A 23,833-nucleotide genomic window follows, 5' to 3' on the forward strand; every position below is an offset into this window, starting at 1 on the left:
ATGACGTTCCCCCCGTCAATCACGCCCGACGTTCCAGAACTTGTCAGCGTACGTTCAGTCGGCGAGCGGCGACAGAGGGTATGCCGCCGCGTGGGCACTTCCCCCGGCGCCGTCCGACCGCGTCCGCCCCCCCCCGACGGCGCACCCGAGCGTCGCAATTTCCGGACGATTCGCTCCCGTTGGTGTCGGACGATGCGCTCCCGTTGGTGTCGCGCGAACGGCTCGGCCGGACAGGAACGGGCGCAGGCATCGCTCCATTGGCAGCGACCCTCTTGCTCTTGCAAGTAATATGCAACAAGCTCTAGGGGTCCTTACCCGCAGCACTTCCTCGCCCCGTGACGTGGAGTTCCGCCATGCCCCGCCTGATCCCGGACACCGGACCCCAGCGCGTCCTCGCGTCCTCGAACCTCGTCTACACCGTCGGCAGCGGCCTCTACCTGACCGCCGGCGTCCTGTACTTCACGCAGGCCGTCCACCTGCCCGCCGGCCGGGTGGGACTCGGACTCGGCATCGCGGGGGGCGTCGCGCTGGCCCTGGGTGTCGCGGTGGGGCATCTGGCGGACCGGTGCGGAGCGCGCGGTGTGTACATCGCCACCCTTCTGATCCAGGCCCTGAGCACGGCCGCCTTCGTCCTGGCGGACAGCTTCTGGCCGTTCGTGCTCGCCGTCTGCGCGGCCACCGGGGCGAAAGCCGCGGGAACGGCCGCGCGCTCCCCGCTCATCAGGCACCACGGCGGGAAGCGGCCGCAGGAGTTCCGAGCCTACCTCCGCGCCGTGACCAACGTCGGCGTCTCCCTCGGCGCCCTGGTCGCGGGCTGGGTCGTGCAGGTGGGCACCCTCACCGCGTATCAGCTCATGGTCGTCGGGAACGCCCTCGCCTTCCTGGTCGCCGCCGCGCTCCTGTCCCTCCTCCCGCCGGTCGCACCCGTCGCCGAGCCCCTCGACGGACCCCGCCGGAGCGCCCTGCGGGACCGCCCCTATCTGCTGCTCACCGCCGTGGACGGCGTCATGGCCATCCAGTTCAAGGTGCTCACCGTCGCCATCCCGCTCTGGCTGGTCGGCGCCACCGAGGCCCCGCACTGGCTCATCTCCGGCACCATGCTCACCGGCACGGTCATGGTCGTGGCCCTCCAGGTACGGGCCGGCCGCGGCGTCGACTCCCCGACAGCGGGCGGTCGTGCCTACTGCCGGGCCGGGGTGGCGTTCCTCGTCTCCTGCTCGATGGTCCCGATGGCCGCAGGGGTGCCGGGATGGGCCGCCGCGACCCTGCTCATCGCCGCCGTGGTCGTCCACACGCTCGGCGAACTGTGGCACTCCGCGGCCGGGTTCGAAGTGTCCTTCGCCCTCGCACCGCCCCACGCCACCGGCCAGTACCTGGGGGTCTTCGGCCTGGGTGCGGGCCTCGCCGAGGCCGTCGGCCCGGGTCTCCTCATCGCGCTCTGCATCACCTGGGGCCGCCCCGGCTGGTACGTCGTGGGACTGCTGTTCGCGCTGACGGGACTGTCCGCGCCGTTCGCCGTCCGCTGGGCCCGACGCCACCGAAGCGGTGTTCCGACGCCGCTCGCCCGGGCCGCATGACGCCTCCCGTGTCCAAGTCGGCGGCAGACGGGGCCGCTACGCGCCACCGGGCGCCCGGCCCGCCGTCCCGTAGGCGGCCATGAACATGTCCAGCAGGCCGTCGACCGCGGCCTCGTCGATCGGTCGGGCCGACAGCAGACTGCGGTAGTACAGGGCGCCGCACAGCACCTCGGCCGCGAACTCCAGGTCCTCTCCCGGGCTGAGTTCGCCCGTGTGCTGAGCGCGAGTGATCCGGTCGAGCGTGCTCCGCTCCACGGTGACCAGGAACCGTTCGTGCAGCGTCTCCCGCAGACGGGCGTCGGCCTGGGCCTCGGCGATCACCGCTCGGTACACCGGGCCGATCGGAGGGCTGGAGAGGGCCTGTCCGGAACGCAGGAACTGCTCCCGGAGATCCGCGCGGACGTCCCCCGTGTCGCGGTAGTCCAGGTCGCTCGTCCACACCCGGCTGAGCGCGTCGAGCAGCAGGGCCGCCTTCGAGGGCCAGCGCCGGTAGATCGTGTGTTTTCCGACGCCGGCCCGTCGCCCGACCGCCTCGATGCTCAGGCCCGCGTAGCCCACCTCCGTCGCGAGGTCGAGGGTCGCTTTGAGCAGCGCCTCGGTGCGGACGGGGCCGCGGCGCCGTGGTGTGGCAGGCGTGTCACTCATACCGGCACTCTATCGACACGCCTCGTGCCGTTGACAACGGCCGTCGCGGCGAACAGTATTCAGTCTCGATCGGCACGCTGCGTGTCGTTACCGGAGCGGTGGTGCGTCGGCACGACGGACGCCCACGAGCCCGCCTCGTCGGATTCTCAAGGGGAAGATCTGCCATGAGCGCTACCGAAAGCGGCAAGCACGAGGGATTCACGGCCGAGGAGCGGGCCGCGATGAAGGATCACGCCCAGGAGCTGAAGAAGGCGGCGCGCCGGGGATCGAGCGCGGACAAGGCCGCCGAGGCGTTGCGGGACGTGCTCGCGAAGATCGCCGAAATGCCGGACGCCGACCGGGTCATGGCCGAACGCGTCCACGCCGTCGTCACGAGGAGCGCTCCCGTCCTCGCGCCGAAGCTCTGGTACGGCATGCCCGCCTACGCCCTGGACGGCAAGGTCGTGTGCTTCTTCCAGAGTGCGGAGAAGTTCAAGGCCCGCTACGCGACGCTCGGATTCAGCGACCAGGCGAAGCTGGACGACGGGCCGATGTGGGCATCCGCCTTCGCCCTCACCGACGTGACGGACGCGGTGGAGAAGCGTATCGAGGCCCTCGTGAAGCAGGCGGTGGGCTGACACCGGCTGTTGGCGCCCGGCGGCGGCGCCGGGGCTGTTACCCACTTTCGGGTGGCGGCCCGACGGGGTTGGGGGAGCGGCCCGACCCGGCGACGACCGGATGACGTGAGGTGTACGGGAGTTGACGCCCGGAGTGGGTTATTCATCCTTATTCAGTGCATAAATTGACGATGCAGTCTTCTGTAACCGATATGTGCGCAATTGGTAACAGCACTCCCGTGTCGCCCGTCGTGCGGGGGGTGCGAGGAGGAAGTTGTGGGTCCTCGGCCGACAGGGCCGGGATTCGCACAGGTCGCACCTTCGACTCCGCCCTTCTCCAGGGGTGATGCCGCGAGGCGTGACCGGCTCTCGCACCTTGAGGAGCGTTCATGTCTGTTTACACGTCTGTCCCGGTCCGCCGTCTGGTGGCCGCGGCACTGGCCGCCGGCGCCCTGGTCGGCTCGGCCGCGGTGTCGGCCTCCGCCGCCCCGGGGCCGCGTGCCGAGCGGTCGCCCGTCGCCATCAGCCGGGTGCAGAGCGACGCACCCGGCGTCGACAACCGCTCGAACGGTTCGCTGAACGGCGAGTGGGTGGAGGTCACCAACTCCACGTGGCGCGCCGTCAGCCTGAACGGCTGGACCCTCTCCGACCGGGACGGCAACCGCTACACGTTCCGTCACTACCGCCTGGCGGCCCGTTCCACCGTCCGCGTCCACACCGGAGTCGGCCACGACACCGCGAAGGACCTGTTCCAGGACCGCCGCCGTGAGGTGTGGGACAACCGCTCCGACGTCGCGACGCTGAAGACCGACCACGGACGCTTCGTCGACAGCGTCTCCTGGGGTCAGCGCCACGACCGTGACCACGACCGGGACAACGGCCGCGGCCAGGACCACGGTCGAGACCACGACCGCAACACCGGCCGCGACCACGACCGCAACACCGGCCGTGGCCAGGAGCACGGTCACGACCACGACCGCGGCCGCGGTCACGACGGGCGCTGACCACCCCCTGGCCGCGAGGCCGCCCACGGACACCGTCCGACGCCGTCGGGGCTCTGCCAGGCCCCGTGCCCACCGGACCGGATCCCGGTCGGCGGCCTCGCCCCGGAAGACCCGCACCCCCCGGTGCGGGTCTTCCCCGTTCGGGCGTACGGGCGCGTCCGCGGTTCCTGTGGCGGCTCACGCCGAAATGTCCGTAACCCCGGGCAACACTGTTTCACCTGAGGGTCCTTGCTCTCTGGTGAGGGGTGAAGTCTCCGTGTAACGTCTCCCGCAGATGTCGTGGTTCGCAGTCCTCGCCCGCGCTTTGGTGCGGGCGTTTTGCTGTGCAGTGCCCGAGGACCAGGACGACCACCTCCGGGTCCGCGTGGTGCGGATCCGTCATTGAATTGAGAGGCATTGGCATGGCCAGCGGAACCGTCAAGTGGTTCAACGCCGAAAAGGGCTTCGGTTTCATCGCGCAGGACGGGGGCGGCCCCGACGTCTTCGCCCACTACTCCAACATCAACGCCACCGGCTTCCGTGAGCTCCAGGAGGGCCAGGCCGTGACGTTCGACATCACGCAGGGCCAGAAGGGCCCCCAGGCGGAGAACATCACCCCCGCCTGATCCCGGCACGACACCGGCACGGTGTCTCACGGAGCGTTCACGCCCGAGACACCGTGCCCGGCCGGCAACCATGCACGTGACCAGGCACGAAAGGCCGGGTACGGGATGGTCGAAGCACGGTGGGGCGAGGAGCCCGGACCGGTGCGCGGCTGTCTCGCGTGCGACCTGATGACGGGCGACACCCCACTGCCGGGCGGCACCGTCCTGCGTACGGACGCCTGGGCGGTCGAGCACTGTGTCGGCCCCTTCGGCCTGGGAACCGTCGTCGTGAAGCCGACGCGGCACGTGCTGCACGTCGCCGAGTTGACCGCGGCGGAATCCGCCGAACTGGGCCCCCTGCTCCAGCGCGTCAGCGCCGCCGTCACCACGGTCATGGATCCTGAACAGGTGTACGTGTGCCTGTGGTCGCACGTCGGCGGGGCACCGGGACACATCCACTTCGTCGTCCAGCCGGTCACCCGCGCGAACATGGACCGTTTCGACACCTACGGGCCCGCGCTGCAACTCGCCATGGGTGAGGCGGGCGAACTGCCTCCGGTGCCCGACGTGGAGCGGGTCTGCGACCGGTTGCGGGACCACCTCGGCCCGGCCACCGGCACCTGACCGGCAGCGACGTGGCCCCCGTAGCGATACCCGCCTGCCGGGCACCCGCACCCTGAGCCGACGTCCGCTCCCCGCGCACGCGACGCCTCACCCCGGCCGACGGTCACGACCGGCATGACGAGCCCCCTCGGCGTAGAGTCGGCCGCCGGAGCGCTGCCGTGACACGCGTCGGACCGGAGCCGGGCGGCGGTAGCGGTGGAAGGCCGCTCGCATGACCGCACAGCCACCGCCCGAAGACCCCGAAGTACCCAACCCCTGGCAGGAACTGGACGATCTGTACGCCGTCCGACCGCCCTGGGAGATCGGGCGCCCGCAGCCGGCCTTCCTCGATCTCGCCCGGTCGGGCGCCATCCGGGGACGAGTGCTGGACGTCGGCTGCGGAACGGGCGAACACGCCCTCATGTGCGCCGGCCTCGGCCTCGACGTCACCGGCATCGACCTCGCCGCCACGGCACTGCGGACCGCCGAGGACAAGGCACAGCGACGCGGGGCCGCCGTGCGGTTCCTGCACCACGACGCCCGTCGGCTCACCGATCTGGGCGAGCGGTTCGACACCGTGCTCGACTCCGGGCTGTTCCACCTCCTCGCCCCGGACGACCGCCCCGCCTTCACCGGTGGACTGCACGAGACCCTGCGCCCGGGCGGGCGTTACTTCATGCTCTGCTTCAGCGACCGGGAGCCGGAGTCCGGCCGCAGGGGCCCGCACCGGCTGTCGCGCGACGACATCACGGAGGCGTTCGAGGGCGCGCTGCGGATCGACGTCATCGAGCCGGCGACGATCGAGATCACCCTGGACGAGGTGGGCATCCGGGCCTGGCGCGTGGCCATGACGAGGACCTGAGCCGGCATCGACGGCGGACAGGCGTCCGCGGTGACCACCGCGGACGCCCGTCCGGCCGACGCGCCCGTACTCCCGCCTGCCGCGCCCGCGCCGGCCGGGGTACTGCGACACACCCTCAGAGCACCCGACGCCTGCGCCCCAGCCAGGTCTGCGCGATCACGACGACGGCCAGGAATGCCCCGCTGACCACCTGTTGGTAGGCCGAGTCGAGGGAGCCGATCTGGTTGATGACGTTCTGGATGACCTTCAGCAGCAGCACGCCGACCAGGGAGCCACTGATGAAGCCGAACCCTCCGGTGAGCAGCGTCCCGCCGATGACGACCGCGGAGATCGCCTCCAGTTCCATGCCGGAACCGAGGATCGTCACGCCCGACACCAGCCAGGCCGCGTTGAGCGCCCCGGCGAGCCCGGCACACAGTCCCGAGATCATGTAGACGGAGATCTTCGTACGGGCCACGGGGGCGCCCATCAGCGCCGCCGCGTCCTCGTTCCCGCCGACCGCGTACACGTACTGCCCGAAGCGGGTGCGCCGGAGCACGACCGCGCCCAGTACGAACAGGGCCAACGTGATGTACACGGGGACACCGATGCCGAGGAAGGTGCCCTGGCCGAGCTTCGCGAAGAAGGACCCCTTGTCCACCAGATAGGTCTGGGAGCCCTCGTCGGTGACCGAGAGCAGGATGCCCCGGGCGCCCAGCATGGACGCGAGCGTGACGATGAAGGGAGCCAGTCGCGAACGGGCGATCAGCAGTCCGTTGACCAGACCGATCAGTCCGCAGACGGCCAGCGGGAGGAGCAGCGCGACCAGCGTCCCGTACTGCGATCCCCAGGCCGCCAGCACTCCGCCGAGCGCGAAGAGCGAGCCCACCGACAGGTCGATGCCCCCGGTGACGATGACGAAGGTCATGCCCAGCGCGACCACCGCGAGGAACGCCGAGGAGAGCGCCATGTTCTCCAGGTTGTCCGACGTCAGGAAGGTGTCGAAGCTCAGGGACGCGGCGATCATGGCCACGATCAGGGTGACCAGTGCGCCGTGCTGCTGGGCGAGGGCGCTGAGCCGCTCCGAGCGGGTCGCCCCCAGCGGCTCCTCGTCGGTCGTGGTCCTGTCGCTCACCGGAGTGTCCACGTCGGTCGTCATCGCTTTCCTCGTTCCCGTGCCGCGTAGACGGCGAGGACGATCACCACGGCCTGGGCGATCTGGGTCCACGACGGCGGCAGATCGTGCTTGATGAGCGTCGTGGTGAGCAACTGGATCAGGACGGCGCCGGCGACCGTGCCGCCGATCCGGACCCGGCCGCCGCTCAGCGGGGTGCCGCCGACGACGACCGCGGTGATCGCGGAGAGTTCCATCAGGTTGCCGAGCGACGTCGGATCGCTCGCGGTCAGCCGCGCGGTGGCCAGCACGCCCGCGATCGCGGCGAGGACTCCCGAGCAGACGTACACGAGGATCAGGACGCGCCGTACCGGCAGTCCGGCGAGCTTGGCCGCCGGGCGGCTGTCCCCGATCGCCAGGAGCTGGCGGCCGAACGTGGTGCGGCGCACGACGAACGCGACGAGCAGCGCGAGGGCCGCCGCGATCAGCACGAGGTACGGAACGCCCAGCACGGCGCCCGAGCCGAGGTCCGCCATGGTCGGGTCGCGGACGTCCTTGAGCTGGGGGAGGAGCACCAGGGCGAGCCCCCGCCCGGCGACCATCAGCGCGAGGGTCGCGACGATCGGCTGCACGCCCACGAACGCGATGAGCGATCCGCTGGCCACCCCCACGACGACCCCGCCCACCAGGGCGAGCAGGATGGCGAGCCAGGGCCCGTACCCGAGATAGAGGGACAGCAGCGAGGTGGACAGGGCCATCACCGAGCCCACCGCCAGGTCGACGCCCTCGCTGCCGATCGCCAGCGCCATGCCGAGGGCCACGATCAGCACCGGGGCGACCTGGACCGCCTGCGTGCGGAAGTTCTCCGTGGACAGGAAGTGCGGGGTGAAGACGGTGTTCACCAGCAGCAGGACCACGACGCCCAGGTAGACGCCGTACTCCTGGAGGAGGTGCAGCAGACGGTCGCGGTCGACGGCCGGCCGGCCGAGCGTCAGGTCAGTCATCGTGGCCTCCTGGGCCGGTGCCGACAGCGGTGGCGGCGGGCGCCGCGGCGATGGCGCGCATCAGCCGGTCCTCGGTGACGGCGTCGCCGGTCAGCTCCTCCACCACCGCGCCGTCCTTGAGGACGATCACCCGGTCACTGCCCTCGATCAGTTCCTCCGGATCGGAGGAGATGAGCAGGACGGCGAGTCCGTCGTCGGCGAGTTCGTCGATCAGTTTCTGCACTTCCGCCTTGGCGCCCACGTCGATGCCGCGGGTCGGCTCGTCCAGCAGCAGGACCTTCGGCTGCATGGCCAGCCAGCGGGCCAGCAGCACCTTCTGCTGGTTGCCGCCGGAGAGTTCGCCGACCTTCTGGTGCGGGCTCGCCGCCTTGATGCGCAGCCGTTTGACGAAGGTGTCGACGATCCGGTCGATCCGGGCCTCGTCGACCAGACCGAAGCGGGACAGCCCGGGAAGGGCGGCGAGCGCGATGTTCTCGCGGACCGACAGGCCCGGCACGATGCCCTCGGCCTTGCGGTCCTCGGGCAGCAGGCTGATGCCCGCGCGGATGGCGGCGGGGGTCGACCCGGTGCGAATCCGGGCCCCCGCCACCTCGACCTGACCGGAGTCGGTGGGCAGTGCCCCCGCGATGGCCTTGGCGGTCTCGCTGCGGCCGGAACCGAGCAGCCCGCCGAGCCCCACCACCTCTCCGGGGCGCACCGACACCGACACCCCGTCCAGTTGGTGGCGGACCGTCAGGCCAGTTGCGCGGAGGACCGGTTCGGCCTCCGTGTCGTGACCGCCGGCGAACTTGGTCAGCCCTTCCTCCCGTACGTCCGAGATCTCCCGGCCCAGCATCAGCGCCACCAGCCGGAGCCGGTCGAGTTCGGCGATGGGACCCGTGTGTACGACCTTGCCGTCGCGCAGCACGGTGACCGCGTCGCAGATCTCGTACAACTCGTCGAGCCGGTGACTGACGTAGATCACCGCGATGCCCCGCTCGCGCAGCATCCGGATCACGCCGAACAGGGTGCGGACCTCGCGTGGTTCGAGCGAGGAGGTCGGTTCGTCCATGATGACCACGCGGGCGTCGACGGAGACGGCGCGGGCGAGCGCGACCATCTGCTGCGCGCCGACGCCCAGTTCGCGCAGCGGGCGCCGCACGTCCACCCGGATTCCGAGATCGCGGAGCGCCGCGCCGGCCTCCCGGTGCATGCGCCGGAAGTCGATCAGACCCAGCCTGTTCCGGGGCTCGCGGCCGAGGAACAGGTTGCGCGCCACGGTCATCAGCGGGACGAGGTTGACCTCCTGGTAGATCGTGGAGATGCCCGCGTGCTGCGCCTGGAGCGGCGTGGCGAAGCGGACCGGGGCGCCGTCGTACGTCACCTCGCCCTCGTCCGGCTGGTACACGCCGGTGAGGACCTTGATGAGGGTCGACTTGCCCGCGCCGTTCTCTCCGATGAGCGCGTGCACCTCCCCGGCGCGGGCCGTGAAGTCCACCTGGGACAGGGCCTTGACGCCGGGGAAGGTCTTGGACAGACCGGCAACCGACAACATGTCAGAAGGCCTTGCCCAGGTCGGCCTTGGCGTTGTCCTTGGTGTACGCGCTGTCCTGGATGACGATGTCCTGGGAGACCTTCTCGCCCTTGGTGAAGGTGTCCAGCGTCTGGAAGGCGAGCGGACCGAAGCGCGGGTTGGACTCGACGACCCCGTCGATCCAGCCGTCGACGATGCCCTGGACGGCGTTGCGCGTCCCGTCGACCGTCACGATCTTCACCTTGCCCGGCTGCTTGCCCGCGCCCTTGAGGGCGTTGACCGCGCCGAGGCCCATCTCGTCGTTCTCGGCGTAGATGCCGGTGATGCCGGGCTTCGACTGGATGAGGTTCTCGGTGACCGACTGGCCCTTCTCCCGGGCGAAGTCACCGGTCTGCTTGAAGACGATCTTCAGGCCGGGGGCCTTCTCCTTGATGCGGTCCTCGAAGCCCTTGGTGCGCTCGGTCGTCACGTTGTTGCCCGCGGCGCCCAGCAGGATGGCGATCTCGCCCTTGCCGCCGGTCGACTCGATCATCTGGTCCGCGGCCCGCTTGCCCTGTTCCAGGAAGTCGGAGCCGATGAAGCTCACGTAGTCCTTGCACGCGGTGGCGTTGATCTTGCGGTCGATCGTGACGATCGGGATGTGCTTGGCGGACGCCGAACGCAGCACCGGCTCCCAGCCGTCCGAGTTGAGCGGCGCGATGACCAGCAGGTCGGCGCCCTTGGCGATGAGGTCCTGGACGTCGCTGATCTGCTTGGAGAACTGCGACTGGGCGTTGGCCGTCAGGAGCTTCACGCCCTGCTTCTTCGCCTCGGCCTTGATGGACGCCGTCTCGGCGATCCGGAAGGGGTTGGCCTCCTTCTCGGACTGGGAGAAGCCGACGGTGGCCGACTTCAGGCCGATCTTCTTCGCGCCGTAGGCGTCGATGGTGCAGGTCGGGCCCGAACCCGTCGACGGCGAGGCGACGACCTGCCCCTGGCCGTCCTGGCTCGCGGAGCCCTTGTCCGAGTCGGACTTGTCGTCCTCCGACTTCGCGCATCCGGAGACGAGCGCGAGGCTCGTGATGAGGCCGGTGGCGAGAAGGGTCCTTGCGGCGGTGCGATGGCGAGGTGTGAGCGGCTTCATGGAGTCCCCAAACGGCGCGGCCCCGGCGCTGATTGCGCTCCCGGGGATGATCGGCTCTTGCGGTCAACTCTGCGTACTTGGCGTTCCGGGGAGGTTTTTACATCGTTGGAAGAGGGCTGTAAAGCCCTCCTTCCGAAATCCCGTCAGCGTCGGCCCAGCGTGCTCTCGCGTTCCACCAGCCTGAAATCCGCGGTCAGTTCACGTCCGCCGGGCTCCGTCCGGCCCGACAGACTGCGCAGCAGCGAGGCCACCGCCATCCGCGCGATCGCCTGCTTGTCCGGCGAGATCGTCGTCAGGGTGACGGCGCCGAACCGGCCCTCCTCGATGTCGTCGAATCCGACCACCGCCACGTCCCACGGCACCCGCAGCCCGCGTTCGTGCAGCACTCGCATCGCACCGATCGCGACCAGGTCGTTGTACGCGAAGACCGCGTCCGGACGCACCCCGGAATCCAGCAGGTGGGCCATGCCCCGCGCGCCCTCGTCCCGGTCCCAGCCGCCGACCGGCACGACCAGGTCGTCCGGTGCCGGAATCCCCGCCTCCATCAGCTCCTCGCGCCAGCCCGCGAGCCGCAGATGAGCCGGCTGGTTCGCCGAGTCGGTGCGGGCGCCCAGGTAGGCGATCCGTGAGCGTCCGCGGCTCAGCAGATGGCGTACCGCACTCCGCGCCGCGGCCACGTTGTCGATGGCGATGTGGTCGTAGGGCAGTTCGTACTCCCGCTCGCCGAGCAGGACGAGCGGGACGTCGTCGGTCCGCGACCGCAGGTCCTCCGCCTCCAGCTCCAGCGGGCTGAGGATCAGGCCGTCGATGACGTTGGCCCGGAAGCCCTGACTGACCAGCACCTCCTGCTCGCGGTCGCCGCGCGTGTGGTCGAGAAGCACGGTGAACTCGTGCTCGGCGGCCGCGTCGATGACGGCTCCCGCCAGCTCCGCGAAGTACGGGTTGCCCAGCTCGGGAACGGCGAGGGCGATGATGCCCGTGCGGCCTTTGCGCAGGTGGCGGGCGGTGAGGTTCGGCCGGTAGCCCAGCTCGTCGATGGCCTCCTGGACCCGGGCCCGCATGGCCGGGGTGACGTGCGGATAGTTGTTCACGACGTTCGAAACCGTCTTGATCGAGACGCCGGCCCGCTCGGCGACGTCCTTCAGGCTGACCCGCAAGGGATCTCCTCTTCATCGATGTGCGCCGCAGCCACCTGGGTGTTTGTCATGACCCTGGACAGCGGCCGGGACCCGTGCTGTGATGCCAACTCCCGTTCCTTCCAACGTTGTACAGACTGAAGCAACGAGCCGCCACCCTTCCTCAGCCAAGGAGGATCCGTGCGCATCAGCAGACTCCGAACTCATCTGACACTCCTCTTCGCCGTGCTGCTCGGCATGGCCGGCCTCACGGCCGTCCCCGCCGCCACAGCCGCCGACGACCCCGTGGAGGTCCACGGCCTGAAGGGCGAGTACTACACCCAGTCCGCCCCCGGCGCCTTCGACTTCCACGAGCTCAAGGCCACCGGCCTCGACACCAACCTCGACTTCGACAACCTGGAGCCGCGACTCGCCTTCGCGACCGGCCAGTCGGACGACGTCAACGTCCGCTGGACCGGTCGTATCGTGCCGGAGAAGACCGGCGCCCACACCTTCTCGGTCATCGGCGACAACGGTTTCCGGGTGTGGATCGACGGACACCTCGCCATCGACCACTGGGTCGACGACTGGGACAAGGAACAGACCTCCCAGCCCGTCGACCTGACCGCCGGACAGGCCTACGACATCAAGGTCGAGTACTTCGAGCACTTCGGCGGCTCCAACCTCCACCTGCGCTGGACCCCGCCGGGCGGCACCAAGGCCGCCGTGCCCCAGTCGGCTCTCCGGCTGCCCGACGGCTACGCCTACGACGGTGCCGTCGCGACCACGGTCGAGAAGGACGGGCGCACCCTGCGTCTCGACTTCGCCCAGGCCCTGACCGCACCTCCGGCCGGCCTCACCGACCACGTCGAGGCCGTCATCGGCGGCGCCACGTGGCCGCTGTCCACGGCGAAACTCGACCCCGCCGACCCCAAGTCCCTGATCGTCGGTCTGAAGGAACCCGTCGTCGGCAACAAGACCGGCACGGCCCGCGGCACCGCCGACCTGCGCTACGACGGAAAGGGCGGCCTCTCCGGCAAGGACGGCAACGTTGTCAACGCCTTCTGGAGCAGCGGCCCCAACCACTCCACGTACCAGCTGCGCACGAAGTGGGCGGACGGCGTCGGGCCGGGCAACGCCCTTCCCGAATACCCCCGTCCGCAGCTGACCCGGGACAACTGGCGCAACCTGAACGGCTCGTGGCAGTTCGCGGCCGCGGACTCGGGCGACAAGCCGCCCGTGGGCAAGAACCTCGCCGAGAAGATCCTCGTGCCCTACCCCGTGGAGTCCCAGCTCTCCGGCATCGAACGGCACGAGGACCGTATGTGGTACCGCCGCACCTTCACGGTCCCGTCGGACTGGAGGATCGGCTCCGGAAAGCACCTCCAGCTCAACTTCGGCGCCGTCGACTGGCGCGCCGAGGTCTATGTCAACGGCACCAGGGTCACCGAACACCAGGGCGGCTACGACAAGTTCAGCGCCGACGTCACCGCCGCGCTGAAGCCCGGCCGCACCCAGGAGCTGATCGTCGGGGTCTACGACCCCACCGACGCGCAGGGCGGCGAGAACCCGCCGGTCGGCAAGCAGCGCCTCGACCCCAGCGGCATCTGGTACACCCCGTCCTCCGGCATCTGGCAGACGGTGTGGATGGAGCCGGTGGCCACCGACCACGTCGACTCGCTCAAGCTCACCCCCGACGTGAAGAACAGCCGGCTCACCGTCGAGCCCCAGGGCGTCAAGGACGGACTGCCGGTCTCCGCGACCGCGTACGCCGGACACCGCAAGGTCGCCACGGTGACCGGCCGTACCGGACAGCCGCTCACTCTGAAGATCACCGACCCGCATCTGTGGTCGCCGGACGACCCGTTCCTCTACGACCTGAAGGTCGCCGTGGGAGCGGATCGCGTGGGCAGCTACTTCGGCATGCGGTCCATCGCCGTGGAGCAGGTGAACGGGACCCCGCGCACCGTCCTCAACGGCAAACCCGTCTTCATGATGGCCACCCTCGACCAGGGCTTCTGGCCCGACGGCCTGCACACCGCGCCGACCGACGAGGCACTGGCGTACGACCTGAAGATGCACAAGGAGATGGGCTTCAACGCGGTCCGCAAGCACATCAAGGTGGAACCCGACCGCTGGTTCTACTGGGCGGACCGGCTCGGCCTGATGGTCTGGCAGGACATGCCCGCCATGACCGCCGGAGTGAATCCGGACGCCGCGTCCCGCGCCGAGTACGAGCGCGAGATGAAGCAGATGATCGACGAGCACATCAGCAGCCCGTCGGTCGTCATGTGGGTGACCTTCAACGAGGGCTGGGGCCAGTACGACGAGGCCCGTATCGCCGACCAGGCCAAGTCCTGGGACCCGACCCGTCTCGTCAACTCCATGTCGGGCATCAACCTCGGCGTCGACGGAGGCACCGGCGACATCATCGACGAGCACGGCTACCCGAGCCCGGCACTCCCGCCGAATCCGGACGGGAAACGGGCGCTGGTCAGCGGTGAGTACGGCGGCCTCGGCCTCGCGGTACCCGGACACGCCTGGTCGGTCCAGCAGTCCTACGTGGACGTCGACCCCTCGACGTACACCGACGACTACCTGGCCCGGCTCGACGAGGTGCACCAGCTCGCCTGCAAGGGAGGCAACGGCGCCGTCTACACCCAGATATCCGATGTGGAGGGCGAGTTGAACGGACTCGTCACCTACGACCGCAAGGTGGTCAAGCCCGATGTGAAACGCCTGAAGGCCGCCCACACCGCGCTGATCCACGACGCGTCGCAGCCGACACCCGCCGGCTGCCCCTGACGGACGGGGCGCACACACCTCCCCGTGTGCGTCCCGCCCCGACCCACCGCCGGGCCACCCGGCACGGTCCGCCTCCGGTACGGGGGGAGGCGGACCGTGTGCCGGGACGCGCACCACGCGCCTCGTGCACGGCCGCTCGACCCCGCCCGGCACGTCGGGCGGGGCCGACGCGCGTCGGCACGGTTAGTGTCGGCGGCATGGAAGGTGATGATCGCCCAGGGTGGCGTGCGTGCCTGCTCGGTGGTGCCGTGTTCGCCGTGTGCATGGCCGGCACCACCCTGCCCACTCCCCTGTACGGCCTCTACCAGGACAAGTTCGACTTCTCCGAGCTGATGGTCACCGTGGTCTACGCGGTGTACGCCTTCGGAGTCATCGGTGTGCTGCTCCTGGCGGGCAACGCCTCCGACGCGGTCGGCAGACGTCCCGTCCTGCTGTGCGGTCTCGGCTTCGCCGCGCTGAGCGCCGTCTGCTTCCTGTGCGCCACCGGCCTGGGCTGGCTCTACGCGGGTCGGCTGATGTCCGGTCTGTCCGCAGGCCTGTTCACCGGAGCCGCCACGGCCTACGTGATGGAACTGGCACCCCGCGGCGGCTCGGCCAGGGCCACCTTCGTGGCGACCGCCGCGAACATGGGCGGACTGGGCTGCGGGCCGCTGCTCGCCGGGCTGCTCGCACAGTTCGCCCCCTGGCCTCTGTACCTGCCGTTCATCGTGCACCTCGCCCTGGTGGCCTGCTCTGTCGCCGTCGTGCTGTGGCTCCGGGAGACCGTGGGGGAGCGCAGCCCGCTCAGCAGCCTGCGACCGCACCGGCCCCGCCTGCCCCGGGAGGTGCGGGCGGTGTTCGGACCGCCCGCCATCGCCGCGTTCGTGGGGTTCGCGCTCTTCGGGGTGTTCACCTCGGTCAGCCCGGCGTTCCTCGCGGAGTCCCTGAACGTGACCAACCACGCGGTGACCGGGCTGGTCGTCGCTCTTGCCTTCTTCGCCTCGACCGCGGGTCAGCTCGCCGTCGGCCGGGTCGGACCCACCCGGTCGCTCCCGCTGGGCTGCGCCGCACTCCTCGCCGGGCTGGCGCTGCTCGCGGGCGCTCTGCGCTGGGACCTGATGGTGCTCGTGGTGCTCAGCGCCCTGGTCGGCGGGGCCGGTCAGGGACTGGCGTTCCGCGGGGCGCTGTCCACCGTGGCGGGCGCATCCCCGGCGGACCAGCGGGCGGCCGTCATCTCCACCCTGTTCGTGGTCGCCTACACGGGAATCTCGCTGCCGGTGATCGGGGTGGGTCTGCTGGTGGGCCCCATCGGGCTGGAGGGGGCGGGCCTGGTCTTCATCGCCTGCATGGCGGTTCTGGTCTCCGTCGCCGGGATCTATCTGTTCCGGCGACCGGCACCGGCGAACGCCTGACAGGACGGGCGGATCCGTCGGGGGAGCGCCGGGTCCCCGTCAGGCCTGGAACTCGGTCAGGTCGATGGAGTGGACGCTCAAAGGGAAGTCGTACTCCGGGTGCACCGCCTCCCGCTCCAGCTTCATGCCGAGCTTGCGGACGACGTTCTCCGACGCTTCGTTGCCCACGCGGTTGATGCTGATGACCCGGTCGAGGTTGCGGTCCTGGAGCGCGAACTCCAGCGTGGCGTGGGCGGCTTCGGACGCGTAGCCCTGCCCCCAGAACGGGGTGCCGAGCCGCCAGCTGATCGCCACGTCGGACGCCACCTCCGGCAGGAACTCGGGCACGGACAGTCCGGCGAAGCCGACGAGCTCACCCGAGGCGAGCAGCTCGACCGCGAACAGCCCGAAGCCCTCCTCGTCCCACTCGTCCTCCCACCGCTCGATCGCCTCGGCCGTGTCATCGAGGCCGAGGACCGCGCCGTCGTCGACCCAGCGCATGACCTGGGGGTCCGCGTTGATCTCCGCCATGGGGGCGAGGTCGTCGTCGTACCAGCGGCGGAGAAGCAGGCGGGGGGTGCGGATCTCGGTCATGGACCCCATCTTGCCCGACGGACGGAGCACCGGAGCGCCCGGGCGTCCTGACCTGGTTCGGCGAACGCGCACGTCACGCGCCGTCTCCTGCCATGCTGGCACCGCCGAGCACGTCGAGAGGACGTCATGCCGAAGGACCCCGAGCCCGCCCTCCTGCCCGGACCGTGGTGGTTCGCCGCCAACGAAGTCCTGGCATTCCTGCTGGAACTGGCCGCCCTGGCCCTCCTGAGCTGGTGGGGATTCAGCACCGGAGAGAACGTGGTGCTCCGCGTCGCCCTCGGCGTGGGCGTCCCGCTGGCGGCCATCGCCCTGTGGGGCCTGTTCGCCGCTCCGAAGGCCAGGCTGAGGCCGGCGCTGCCCTATGTGCTGCTGGTGAAGGCGCTGGTGCTGGGCGGCAGCGCGGTGGCCCTCTACGAGCTGGGACACCATGTCGCCGCGATCGTCCTGGCGGTCGTCGTGGTCGTGAACACAACGGTCGCGGAGACCTTCCGCCGCAACCCGCCGGTCCGCACCGCGCCCCCGGCGTCGGTCTGAGACACCCCCGACGGAGTACGGGCCAGGGCCCGCCACACCCTATTCCTCACCGCTCGTCCCGCCCGTCCGCTGACTCCGTCGACCCGCCGCGGCGACATCGCGCATGGTCAGCAGGAAGCGTCGGACGACAGTGAGGTCCCGGTCGTCGAAGGACCGCATCGAGGCGACCATCTCCGCGATCAGCGGGCCGAAGAACGACCAGCCCAGGGTCACGGCTCCGTCGGTGACCGTCAGCAGGACCCGGCGGCGGTCGGTCGTGTCGCGTTCCCGGCGGACCAGGTCCAGCCGCTCCAGCCGGTCGACCAGCGCGGTGGTCGACGCCGAGTTCACCCCGAGCTGCGCACCGAGCCATCCCGGCGTCGCGGGTGTGTCTGCGCGCGCGGCGTCCAGCAGGTGGATCAGCGCCCGTACGTCGGTGGCGTGCAGTCCGTGCAGCCCGGCGAACTCGCCGGCGAACAGATCGAGTTCGACCGCGACGGCGCGCAGCAGATGAACGAGTTGGAGTTCCGGGTCACGATCGTCCATGACATCCCTCCCGATGATAATATCTTGACCGTCGAGACTATCGTTGGTCGAGCAATCATAGGCGGCGATCATGGATGGCGAGAACGGATTCCGTACCGCGTACGACACCGTCCTGCGGCGGTGGCCCGTGCCCGTCGACAGCGTCGACGTGCCGTCCCCGTACGGGACGACCCGGGTCCAGATCGCCGGTCCCGAGGACGGCCCCCCGCTGGTGCTGCTGCCCGGCGGCGGCACCACCTCCGTGGTGTGGTTCGCCACGGTCGGGGCCCTCGCCGCCACGCATCGCGTCCACGCGCCCGACCTCATGGGCGACATCGGCCGCAGCCGGCACGACGGGGCACCGCTGCGCGGCGTCCGCGACCTGACGGCATGGCTCGACGCACTCTTCGACGAACTCGCCCTGGACGGGGCGGACTTGTGCGGCCACTCCTACGGCGCCTGGATCGCCCTCAACTACGCGGTGCACGCCCCGCGGAGGCTCCGCCGGCTCGCACTGCTCGACCCCACCCAGTGCTTCGCCGGGATGAACCCCGCATACCTGCTCCGAGCACTGCCGATGCTGCTGCGCCCCACCGCCGAGCGCGTCCAGGCCTTCCACGCGTGGGAGACCGGCGGTGTCCCCGAGGAACCCGCCTGGCGGACGTTCCTCGGCGCCACCGCCACCGCGCACCGGTCGAAGCTCGTCGCGATGCGCCGCCCCCGTGCACGGGACGTACGGGCGTGCACCGTGCCCACGCTGGTTGTGGCGGCCGGGCGCAGCCGTGCCCACACCGCACGCCGGGTGGCCGCGGAAGCCGGAAGGCTCCTGCCCGACGCACGCGTCGCCGTCCTCCCGGAGGCGTCCCACCACTCCCTCCCGACGGAACGGCCGGCCGAACTGAACCGCCTGCTGACCGAGTTCCTGGCAGGGTGACCGCGCCCGACCTGTTCCCGTCGGTCCGCCCGCCGCGAGAGGTGGGCCGGGTGGTCGGCGACAGGCGCGAGGGCCCGTTGTTTCGGACCCCCGGGCCGGGGCAACCGGCGGTCATGGAGACGAATGAGGGTACGCAGGAAGCGGTCGAGACCCAGGGCGACGAGCACAACGTCCTCCTCAGCGCCGACACCAACGGCGACGGCAAGACCGACGTCTGGATGACCGACACCACGGGCGACGGCAAGGCCGACCTCTACCAGTTCGACACCACCGGCGACGGCGAGATCGACGTCACGATGGTCGAGCGGGCCGACGAGCCGGGCGTGGACCGTGTCGTGGTCGAGGGCGACGGCGGCCACCCCCTGGAGACCTGAACGCCGGCCCGGCCGTCGGCATCCTGAGCCGGCCGACGGCGCCGAGCCCCCGGGCGGGCCGACCGGCCCGCTCCGCCGTGCGTCGAGCCCACGCCATGGTCCGAGGCCCGGACGGATGAACGCTAGGGTTTGTCCTGTCCGATGCGGCTTGGCGTGGTGATGTCGTGGGTCATAGGTGATGCATGGAGGGCAAGGCGCGTCCCGAGGCGACCGCTGACCAGGCGTTGTTCGAGATGGACCGCCTGATCGCGCTCGCGCAGTTCGGCCAGCAGGACATCGCCGGACGGCTCGGGCTCAACGTCACCGACCTGACCTGCCTCGGGTTCGTGATCGAGTCGTCCATGGCCGGCCGGTCGCTCGGCGCCAGCGACCTGGCCGCGCGGGCCCGGCTGAGCACCGGCGCCGTGACGGGTGTGCTCAACCGGCTGGAGAAGGCCCGTTTCATCCGCAGGGAAAGCGACCTGAAGGACCGTCGGCGCGTCTGGGTCGTGATGGACGAGTCGGCGCAGGCTCGCATCCTGGAGGTGTACGGCCCGTTCTACGAGCGACTGCGTCTGCTCTTCGCCGACTACACGGCCGACGAGGTGGCCGTGCTGGCCGACTGGTTCGGCAAGGCCCGGACCGTGATGCAGGAGAGCCTCGACGACATCAGGGACGCTCCCCGGGGCGAGGGTTCCTCGGCCGCCCGGACCTGAGGGCGTCACGGTCGGGCGTGGACGCGGGGCGGCTCCGCCCATAGCGGGTCGGTTTCAGCGCCCACCGTCGCCCCGTACCGCCGCCGACACGGCCGCCGGAACGGCGGATCGGGACGGTTCGCCCTGCTCCGAGGCCCGCGCGGCGGGAAACGGCACGCTCCTCTGTGTCGCCGAGCGGCGCGCTCCCGACCGGCCGGCCAGACGGCATCCGAGGCAGCCGGGGTGCCGCCCCTCCGCCGCCGCCCGGTCCTTCGTGCGCCAGTTCTGTTCACCGACGGGTCGGGGACCGCTCGGCTTGCCCCACCCACCGAGGTGCAGCACCCACGTGACCAGCGCGGCCGCGACGATCACCGCGGCTCCGACGGCGATGCCGGCCGACGACCCCTGCGTCAAGGCCGCGCCCGTGACGCAGAAGCCGAGGACGGCGACGGCCGTCCCCGTCCATCCGGCGACGGTGTGTCCCAGGTCGTGGTTTCCGTGCAGACCGCTCATGAGGCTCCTCGAAGAGGCGAGGCGCGAGACTATTTATCTCGCGAGCTAAATTATATTTCCCTCATCGTAGAGGCGGTCCGTGGAGACGGCAAACGGGCCGCGTTCCGCACGCGGCCCGTTCTGCGTCTGCCGGGGGAGGGACTGGGCGACCGGTCAGGCGGTACCGGTGAGCGGGCGCAGCACGGCCGCGCCGACGCGCATCAGGGCGGACACCGGAGGCCCCACCCATCGCGTCACCTCCCGCGGAACGGCGGGGTCGAGTTCGATCGTGACGCGTACGTACCGCAGATCGAGGCGTGTGACCGACGCGTGGGGCGGTGTGGCGGCCTGGCGCGGTGCGGCGGTGTCCGTATCCCGCTGCAAGGCGGCCCGGTAGGTGTCCCTGCGCTGGTTCACTGCGATTCCTGACGCTTGATGAGTTCGTCCGCGAGGTCCATGTACGCCGAGCCCTTGACCTCCACAGGGCTGCCGAACGACTGGGCGTACAGGTCGAGCCGTGGAATGTGGGTGGACAGCACGTCGAAGCCCCGCTCGGTGAGCGCCTCACGGGCATCGGCGTCGGGCCCGGTCCGCGTGGCGTCGGGGCGGTTCGTACGGTTCAGGAGCACGGCGGAGCGGGCCGGCTGGGCGCGCAGCGACTGGACGTCGCCCATCTCGCCGCCGATCGGCGCCATCCGGTCCAGCTCGATGGGGGAGGGGGTGACCGGCACGATCCACTCGCTCGCGTACCGCATGATGCTCCGCGCGATGTGGGCGTGGTCCTCCATCTGCGGGGCGTCGAAGACCACGGCACGCCGGTCGCCGAGGAAGTCGTTCACCCGTCGGTGCACGTCGCCCACGGGCAGGGAGAAGACCGGGAACGGGAAGCCGCCCGCCAGTTCGCTCCACCGCAGCGCCGAGGACGCGGGGTCGCTGTCCACCAGCAGGGGGGAGTAGCCCGACTCGTGCAGTGCGTGAGCCAACCACACCGCGCTCGTCGTCTTGCCCACTCCGGGTTTCAGGTTCACAAAGGCATAGCTCATCGACACAAGAGGCGACGCTAGTGAGTACGGAGGGCCGCCACGGTCGAGGCGGGGCGCATCGCCTCGTCGTTCACCCTGCGGCGCCCGCGAATCATTCCGATGGATCAACGTCCCGGCGGGGACGGTGGTCCGACGTCCTGTGACGCGTCCGGGGCGCGCCCGCCCCCACACGTCGGCGGCTCACGCGCGGCGCCGGACGACCCCGGACCGTCCCGGTCTCAACTCGTCCGCCGCCGCGCGTCCTTCACCTCGCGGTCGACCGCCCAGGCGTCCGCGACCGGCCCGAGGTGGCCGAGCTTGTCGGGATTGATCACCGAGCGAATCGTCAGGATCCGGCCGTCGACCACGTCGAGGGCCATGGTGTGCAGGACATCGCCGTCCCGCGTCCGGAAGACCGCGCCCGGCTGGCCGTTCACCTCGTGCACCTCGAACGTCACGTCGATCAGGGCCATGTGAGGGTAGACGGAGGCCAGCAACCGGGCCACGTTCTCGGCCCCGACGACGGCCCGGGACAACTGCGGTGCCTTGCCGCCGCCGTCCCCGACCAGCTGGACGTCGGCCGCCAGCATGTTCCGCAGCGAGCCCACGTCGCCGTCCTTCAACGCGTCGAAGAACCGCGCCGCCAGCTCCTGCCGCTGCTCACGGTCCGCCGCGAACCGGGGCCGCCCGTCCGCCATGTGCCGCCGTGCCCGGACGAGCAACTGCCGGCAGGCCGCCTCCGAACGTCCCACCGCCCGCGCGATCTCGTCGAACTCGAAGGCGAACACGTCCCGCAGCACGAAGACGGAGCGTTCCAGGGGGCTGAGCCGTTCCAGCAGGAGCAGCGCCGCCACCGACACCGAGTCCGCCAGTTCCACCGAGCGCTCCGGGTCCTCGTACGGATCGCTCAGCAGCGGCTCGGGGAACCACGGACCCACGTAGGCCTCCCGCCGCATCCGGGCCGAGCGCAGGACGTCGATCGCGATCCGCGTCACCGTCGCGGACAGGAACGCCTTGGCCGACGTGGGGCGGGTGGCGGAACCGTCGTAGCGGAGCCACGACTCCTGGACGGCGTCCTCGGCCTCGCTCACGCTGCCGAGGATCCGGTAGGCGATCGAGAACAGCAGCGGCCGCAGTTCCTCGAACTCCTCGACCTTGCGCACGTCGGCTCCCTCATGTCCGAAGCTCCTGCCGCCGGGCCGTGCCGGCCGGGAGCGGGCGACTTCCGGTGATCGTCCGGACCCGTCGGCAGGCCAGCGTAGCGACGGGCCCGGGGCGGGGCTGCCGGTTCCGTCAGTGGAACTGTCCGGGCTCGTAGGCGCCGGCCGGCTGCCGCGTGATGACGTTCAGCCGGTTCACCGAGTTCATGAACGCGACCAGGATCACCAGGGCGGTGAGCTGGTCCTCGTCGTAGTGCTTGGCGGCGGTCGACCACACCTCGTCACTGACACCCGTGGCCGCGTCCGCGACCCGGGTCCCCTGCTCCGCCAGGTCCAGTGCGGCCCGCTCGGCCTCGGTGAAGACCGTGGCCTCCCGCCACGCCGCGACGAGGTTCAGCCGCACCGCGCTCTCGCCCGCGGTGGCGGCATCCTTGGTGTGCATGTCGATGCAGACGGCGCACCCGTTGATCTGGCTCACGCGCAGGGCCACCAGCTCCTGTGTCGCGGACGGCAACGGGGAGTTCTTGAGCGACCTGCCCGCCGACATGAAGTACTTGAGGGACGTGCCGGCGGTCGGGTTGGCGAAGTAGTTCAGTCGCGCTTCCATGGTGGCCTTCTCCCTGGTCGTCAGTGGCTGTACCCCCGAGACGAGGCAGCCCGGCCCCCTGTGACATCGCTGGATGTGACCCGCGTCTCCCCGTCGTGCCGCGGTCACAGCACCGGCGGCGTGAGCCGCACGCCGTGCGGGTACCCGTCCCGTCCGTGATGATCGAACAGGGCCCGCGGCCACGGTCCCGGCGTGTCACGAGCAGCATCCCGACCGGCAGGCAGTCGACGAAGTGGTGATCTGATGGAGCTGAATCTCGAAGGACGGACCGCGCTCGTCACCGGCTCGACGCAGGGGATCGGCGCGGCGATCGCCCTAGGACTCGCGCGGGCCGGTGCCCGCGTCGGGGTCAACGGGCGCGACCCCGGCCGGGTGGAGGAAGCGGTCGCGCAGGCTCGGAAGGAAGCGCCTCGGGCCGACCTCGTCGCCGTGGCCGCCGACCTGGGTACGGAGGAGGGGGCCGCCCGAGCCCAGGAGGTCCTCCCCGAGGTGGACATCCTGGTGAACAACCTCGGCATCTTCGGCTCCAAGCCGGCTCTGGAGATCAGCGACGACGAATGGCGGCGCTACTTCGAGATCAACGTCCTCGCCGCCGTCCGGCTCACCCGCATGTACCTGCCGGGCATGATGGACCGGGGCTTCGGCCGGGTGCAGTACATCGCCAGCGACTCCGCGGTCGTCATCCCGGCCGAGATGATCCACTACGGCATGTCCAAGACGGCTCTGCTGGCGGTGAGCAGGGGATTCGCCAAGGAGGCGGCGGGCACGGGCGTCACCGTCAACTCCGTCATCGCGGGACCGACCCACACGGGCGGCGTCGAGGACTTCGTCTACGAGCTGGTGGACCGGGACCTGCCGTGGGACGAGGCGCAGCGCACGTTCATGCGCGAGTACCGCCCCCAGTCCCTGCTGCAACGGCTGATCGAACCCGAGGAGATCGCGAACCTCGTGGTCTACCTCAGCTCGGAGCAGGCGTCCGCCACCACGGGTGGCGCGGTCCGGGTCGACGGCGGCTACGTCGACTCGATCCTTCCCTAGGACCCA

General features: G+C 70.5%; 26 protein-coding genes. 13 read left to right on the forward strand and 13 right to left on the reverse strand.

Annotated elements, in window-relative coordinates:
• The first annotated feature begins 353 nt into the window (after positions 1-353).
• Positions 354-1,577, forward strand: a complete 1,224-nt coding sequence (locus OG406_RS37090; RefSeq protein ID WP_329190106.1) for an MFS transporter — start codon at positions 354-356, stop codon at positions 1,575-1,577.
• A 36-nt stretch (positions 1,578-1,613) separates the two neighbouring features.
• Here the strand turns inward: OG406_RS37090 and OG406_RS37095 are convergent, their stop codons facing one another.
• The gene (locus tag OG406_RS37095; protein WP_329190108.1) at positions 1,614-2,222 is read right to left on the reverse strand and encodes a TetR/AcrR family transcriptional regulator; all 609 of its coding nucleotides are present in this window, start codon (positions 2,220-2,222) and stop codon (positions 1,614-1,616) included.
• Positions 2,223-2,386: 164 nt separating this feature from the next.
• On the opposite strand from OG406_RS37095, the gene OG406_RS37100 reads away from it, so the two are divergent.
• The 5 genes from OG406_RS37100 to OG406_RS37120 all read left to right on the forward strand — a co-directional run bounded on the left by OG406_RS37100 (position 2,387) and on the right by OG406_RS37120 (position 5,871).
• Complete coding sequence (locus OG406_RS37100) at positions 2,387-2,839, forward strand: iron chaperone (protein WP_267051846.1); 453 nt, start codon at positions 2,387-2,389, stop codon at positions 2,837-2,839.
• A 368-nt stretch (positions 2,840-3,207) separates the two neighbouring features.
• Positions 3,208-3,822, forward strand: coding sequence for a lamin tail domain-containing protein (locus OG406_RS37105; protein ID WP_164375431.1), 615 nt, complete (start codon positions 3,208-3,210; stop codon positions 3,820-3,822).
• 401 nt (positions 3,823-4,223) lie between these two features.
• Positions 4,224-4,427: a cold-shock protein gene (locus OG406_RS37110; RefSeq protein ID WP_037622929.1), complete on the forward strand. Its 204-nt coding sequence runs from the start codon at positions 4,224-4,226 to the stop codon at positions 4,425-4,427.
• Positions 4,428-4,532: 105 nt separating this feature from the next.
• Positions 4,533-5,030 carry an HIT family protein gene (locus tag OG406_RS37115; protein WP_329190112.1) on the forward strand — a complete coding sequence of 166 codons (498 nt, stop codon included), beginning with the start codon at positions 4,533-4,535 and terminating at the stop codon, positions 5,028-5,030.
• 211 nt (positions 5,031-5,241) lie between these two features.
• On the forward strand, positions 5,242-5,871 hold the full coding sequence (locus OG406_RS37120) for a class I SAM-dependent methyltransferase (protein ID WP_329190114.1): 630 nt from the start codon (positions 5,242-5,244) through the stop codon (positions 5,869-5,871).
• Between the two features lie 115 nt (positions 5,872-5,986).
• Here OG406_RS37120 and OG406_RS37125 read toward each other — a convergent pair whose 3' ends face one another.
• The 5 genes from OG406_RS37125 to OG406_RS37145 form a co-directional block, all read right to left on the reverse strand.
• Positions 5,987-7,009: an ABC transporter permease gene (locus OG406_RS37125; protein ID WP_266610337.1), complete on the reverse strand. Its 1,023-nt coding sequence runs from the start codon at positions 7,007-7,009 to the stop codon at positions 5,987-5,989.
• Positions 7,006-7,968, reverse strand: a complete 963-nt coding sequence (locus tag OG406_RS37130) for an ABC transporter permease (RefSeq protein WP_164375434.1) — start codon at positions 7,966-7,968, stop codon at positions 7,006-7,008. Before OG406_RS37130 ends, OG406_RS37125 begins: the two co-directional genes overlap by 4 nt.
• Positions 7,961-9,502, reverse strand: coding sequence for a sugar ABC transporter ATP-binding protein (locus tag OG406_RS37135; protein WP_329190117.1), 1,542 nt, complete (start codon positions 9,500-9,502; stop codon positions 7,961-7,963). Before OG406_RS37135 ends, OG406_RS37130 begins: the two co-directional genes overlap by 8 nt.
• 1 nt (position 9,503) lies before the next feature.
• On the reverse strand, positions 9,504-10,604 hold the full coding sequence (locus OG406_RS37140; protein ID WP_329190119.1) for an ABC transporter substrate-binding protein: 1,101 nt from the start codon (positions 10,602-10,604) through the stop codon (positions 9,504-9,506).
• A gap of 143 nt (positions 10,605-10,747) precedes the next feature.
• Positions 10,748-11,761 (reverse strand): LacI family DNA-binding transcriptional regulator, encoded by a 1,014-nt coding sequence (locus OG406_RS37145; protein WP_081222479.1) that lies wholly within the window; start codon positions 11,759-11,761, stop codon positions 10,748-10,750.
• A gap of 159 nt (positions 11,762-11,920) precedes the next feature.
• Between OG406_RS37145 and OG406_RS37150 the strand changes: the two genes are divergently transcribed.
• Positions 11,921-14,524, forward strand: coding sequence for a PA14 domain-containing protein (locus OG406_RS37150; protein WP_329190121.1), 2,604 nt, complete (start codon positions 11,921-11,923; stop codon positions 14,522-14,524).
• A 197-nt stretch (positions 14,525-14,721) separates the two neighbouring features.
• The gene (locus tag OG406_RS37155; protein WP_329190123.1) at positions 14,722-15,915 is read left to right on the forward strand and encodes an MFS transporter; all 1,194 of its coding nucleotides are present in this window, start codon (positions 14,722-14,724) and stop codon (positions 15,913-15,915) included.
• Positions 15,916-15,954: 39 nt separating this feature from the next.
• Here OG406_RS37155 and OG406_RS37160 read toward each other — a convergent pair whose 3' ends face one another.
• Positions 15,955-16,488 carry a GNAT family N-acetyltransferase gene (locus OG406_RS37160; RefSeq protein ID WP_266610325.1) on the reverse strand — a complete coding sequence of 178 codons (534 nt, stop codon included), beginning with the start codon at positions 16,486-16,488 and terminating at the stop codon, positions 15,955-15,957.
• Positions 16,489-16,614: 126 nt separating this feature from the next.
• Here OG406_RS37160 and OG406_RS37165 point away from each other — a divergent pair, with 126 nt between their 5' ends.
• The gene (locus tag OG406_RS37165) at positions 16,615-17,022 is read left to right on the forward strand and encodes a YrdB family protein (protein WP_329190126.1); all 408 of its coding nucleotides are present in this window, start codon (positions 16,615-16,617) and stop codon (positions 17,020-17,022) included.
• Positions 17,023-17,061: 39 nt separating this feature from the next.
• On the opposite strand, the gene OG406_RS37170 is transcribed toward OG406_RS37165, so the two are convergent.
• Positions 17,062-17,547, reverse strand: a complete 486-nt coding sequence (locus OG406_RS37170) for a MarR family transcriptional regulator (RefSeq protein ID WP_267051855.1) — start codon at positions 17,545-17,547, stop codon at positions 17,062-17,064.
• Between the two features lie 70 nt (positions 17,548-17,617).
• On the opposite strand from OG406_RS37170, the gene OG406_RS37175 reads away from it, so the two are divergent.
• The 3 genes from OG406_RS37175 (at position 17,618) to OG406_RS37185 (ending at position 19,529) form a co-directional block, all read left to right on the forward strand.
• Positions 17,618-18,460, forward strand: coding sequence for an alpha/beta fold hydrolase (locus tag OG406_RS37175; protein ID WP_329190128.1), 843 nt, complete (start codon positions 17,618-17,620; stop codon positions 18,458-18,460).
• 113 nt (positions 18,461-18,573) lie between these two features.
• Positions 18,574-18,834: a hypothetical protein gene (locus OG406_RS37180; RefSeq protein ID WP_164370868.1), complete on the forward strand. Its 261-nt coding sequence runs from the start codon at positions 18,574-18,576 to the stop codon at positions 18,832-18,834.
• Positions 18,835-19,016: 182 nt separating this feature from the next.
• Positions 19,017-19,529 (forward strand): MarR family transcriptional regulator, encoded by a 513-nt coding sequence (locus tag OG406_RS37185; RefSeq protein ID WP_329190131.1) that lies wholly within the window; start codon positions 19,017-19,019, stop codon positions 19,527-19,529.
• 54 nt (positions 19,530-19,583) lie between these two features.
• Here the strand turns inward: OG406_RS37185 and OG406_RS37190 are convergent, their stop codons facing one another.
• From OG406_RS37190 to OG406_RS37210, 5 genes are all read right to left on the reverse strand, one after another.
• A complete protein-coding gene (locus OG406_RS37190) occupies positions 19,584-20,021 on the reverse strand; it encodes an HGxxPAAW family protein (protein ID WP_329190132.1) in 438 nt (145 codons plus the stop codon).
• Positions 20,022-20,174: 153 nt separating this feature from the next.
• A complete protein-coding gene (locus OG406_RS37195; protein ID WP_164370865.1) occupies positions 20,175-20,417 on the reverse strand; it encodes a hypothetical protein in 243 nt (80 codons plus the stop codon).
• Positions 20,414-21,028 (reverse strand): ParA family protein, encoded by a 615-nt coding sequence (locus OG406_RS37200; protein ID WP_266610311.1) that lies wholly within the window; start codon positions 21,026-21,028, stop codon positions 20,414-20,416. The genes OG406_RS37195 and OG406_RS37200 overlap by 4 nt, the downstream gene beginning before the upstream one ends.
• Before the next feature lie 233 nt (positions 21,029-21,261).
• Positions 21,262-22,185: an RNA polymerase sigma-70 factor gene (locus OG406_RS37205; RefSeq protein ID WP_329190137.1), complete on the reverse strand. Its 924-nt coding sequence runs from the start codon at positions 22,183-22,185 to the stop codon at positions 21,262-21,264.
• A 130-nt stretch (positions 22,186-22,315) separates the two neighbouring features.
• Entirely contained in the window at positions 22,316-22,789 is a 474-nt protein-coding gene (locus OG406_RS37210) for a carboxymuconolactone decarboxylase family protein (protein WP_164370862.1), read from the reverse strand.
• A gap of 243 nt (positions 22,790-23,032) precedes the next feature.
• Between OG406_RS37210 and OG406_RS37215 the strand changes: the two genes are divergently transcribed.
• Complete coding sequence (locus tag OG406_RS37215) at positions 23,033-23,827, forward strand: SDR family NAD(P)-dependent oxidoreductase (RefSeq protein WP_329190138.1); 795 nt, start codon at positions 23,033-23,035, stop codon at positions 23,825-23,827.
• Positions 23,828-23,833: the final 6 nt, after the last annotated feature.

It is taken from the genome of Streptomyces sp. NBC_01428 (assembly GCF_036231965.1).
Lineage (GTDB): Bacteria > Actinomycetota > Actinomycetes > Streptomycetales > Streptomycetaceae > Streptomyces.

What these genes read in the sequence shown, in the direction of transcription:
- OG406_RS37215 (WP_329190138.1), top strand. Translation starts at nt 23,033, where the DNA reads ATGGAGCTGAATCTCGAAGGACGGACCGCGCTCGTCACCGGCTCGACG.
- OG406_RS37185 (WP_329190131.1), top strand. Translation starts at nt 19,017, where the DNA reads ATGGAGGGCAAGGCGCGTCCCGAGGCGACCGCTGACCAGGCGTTGTTC.
- OG406_RS37175 (WP_329190128.1), top strand. Translation starts at nt 17,618, where the DNA reads ATGGATGGCGAGAACGGATTCCGTACCGCGTACGACACCGTCCTGCGG.
- OG406_RS37125 (WP_266610337.1), bottom strand. Translation starts at nt 7,009, where the DNA reads ATGACGACCGACGTGGACACTCCGGTGAGCGACAGGACCACGACCGAC.
- OG406_RS37160 (WP_266610325.1), bottom strand. Translation starts at nt 16,488, where the DNA reads ATGACCGAGATCCGCACCCCCCGCCTGCTTCTCCGCCGCTGGTACGAC.
- OG406_RS37180 (WP_164370868.1), top strand. Translation starts at nt 18,574, where the DNA reads ATGGAGACGAATGAGGGTACGCAGGAAGCGGTCGAGACCCAGGGCGAC.
- OG406_RS37115 (WP_329190112.1), top strand. Translation starts at nt 4,533, where the DNA reads ATGGTCGAAGCACGGTGGGGCGAGGAGCCCGGACCGGTGCGCGGCTGT.
- OG406_RS37210 (WP_164370862.1), bottom strand. Translation starts at nt 22,789, where the DNA reads ATGGAAGCGCGACTGAACTACTTCGCCAACCCGACCGCCGGCACGTCC.
- OG406_RS37155 (WP_329190123.1), top strand. Translation starts at nt 14,722, where the DNA reads ATGGAAGGTGATGATCGCCCAGGGTGGCGTGCGTGCCTGCTCGGTGGT.
- OG406_RS37105 (WP_164375431.1), top strand. Translation starts at nt 3,208, where the DNA reads ATGTCTGTTTACACGTCTGTCCCGGTCCGCCGTCTGGTGGCCGCGGCA.
- OG406_RS37095 (WP_329190108.1), bottom strand. Translation starts at nt 2,222, where the DNA reads ATGAGTGACACGCCTGCCACACCACGGCGCCGCGGCCCCGTCCGCACC.
- OG406_RS37110 (WP_037622929.1), top strand. Translation starts at nt 4,224, where the DNA reads ATGGCCAGCGGAACCGTCAAGTGGTTCAACGCCGAAAAGGGCTTCGGT.
- OG406_RS37170 (WP_267051855.1), bottom strand. Translation starts at nt 17,547, where the DNA reads ATGGACGATCGTGACCCGGAACTCCAACTCGTTCATCTGCTGCGCGCC.
- OG406_RS37190 (WP_329190132.1), bottom strand. Translation starts at nt 20,021, where the DNA reads ATGAGCGGTCTGCACGGAAACCACGACCTGGGACACACCGTCGCCGGA.
- OG406_RS37140 (WP_329190119.1), bottom strand. Translation starts at nt 10,604, where the DNA reads ATGAAGCCGCTCACACCTCGCCATCGCACCGCCGCAAGGACCCTTCTC.
- OG406_RS37135 (WP_329190117.1), bottom strand. Translation starts at nt 9,502, where the DNA reads ATGTTGTCGGTTGCCGGTCTGTCCAAGACCTTCCCCGGCGTCAAGGCC.
- OG406_RS37165 (WP_329190126.1), top strand. Translation starts at nt 16,615, where the DNA reads ATGCCGAAGGACCCCGAGCCCGCCCTCCTGCCCGGACCGTGGTGGTTC.
- OG406_RS37120 (WP_329190114.1), top strand. Translation starts at nt 5,242, where the DNA reads ATGACCGCACAGCCACCGCCCGAAGACCCCGAAGTACCCAACCCCTGG.
- OG406_RS37130 (WP_164375434.1), bottom strand. Translation starts at nt 7,968, where the DNA reads ATGACTGACCTGACGCTCGGCCGGCCGGCCGTCGACCGCGACCGTCTG.
- OG406_RS37090 (WP_329190106.1), top strand. Translation starts at nt 354, where the DNA reads ATGCCCCGCCTGATCCCGGACACCGGACCCCAGCGCGTCCTCGCGTCC.
- OG406_RS37100 (WP_267051846.1), top strand. Translation starts at nt 2,387, where the DNA reads ATGAGCGCTACCGAAAGCGGCAAGCACGAGGGATTCACGGCCGAGGAG.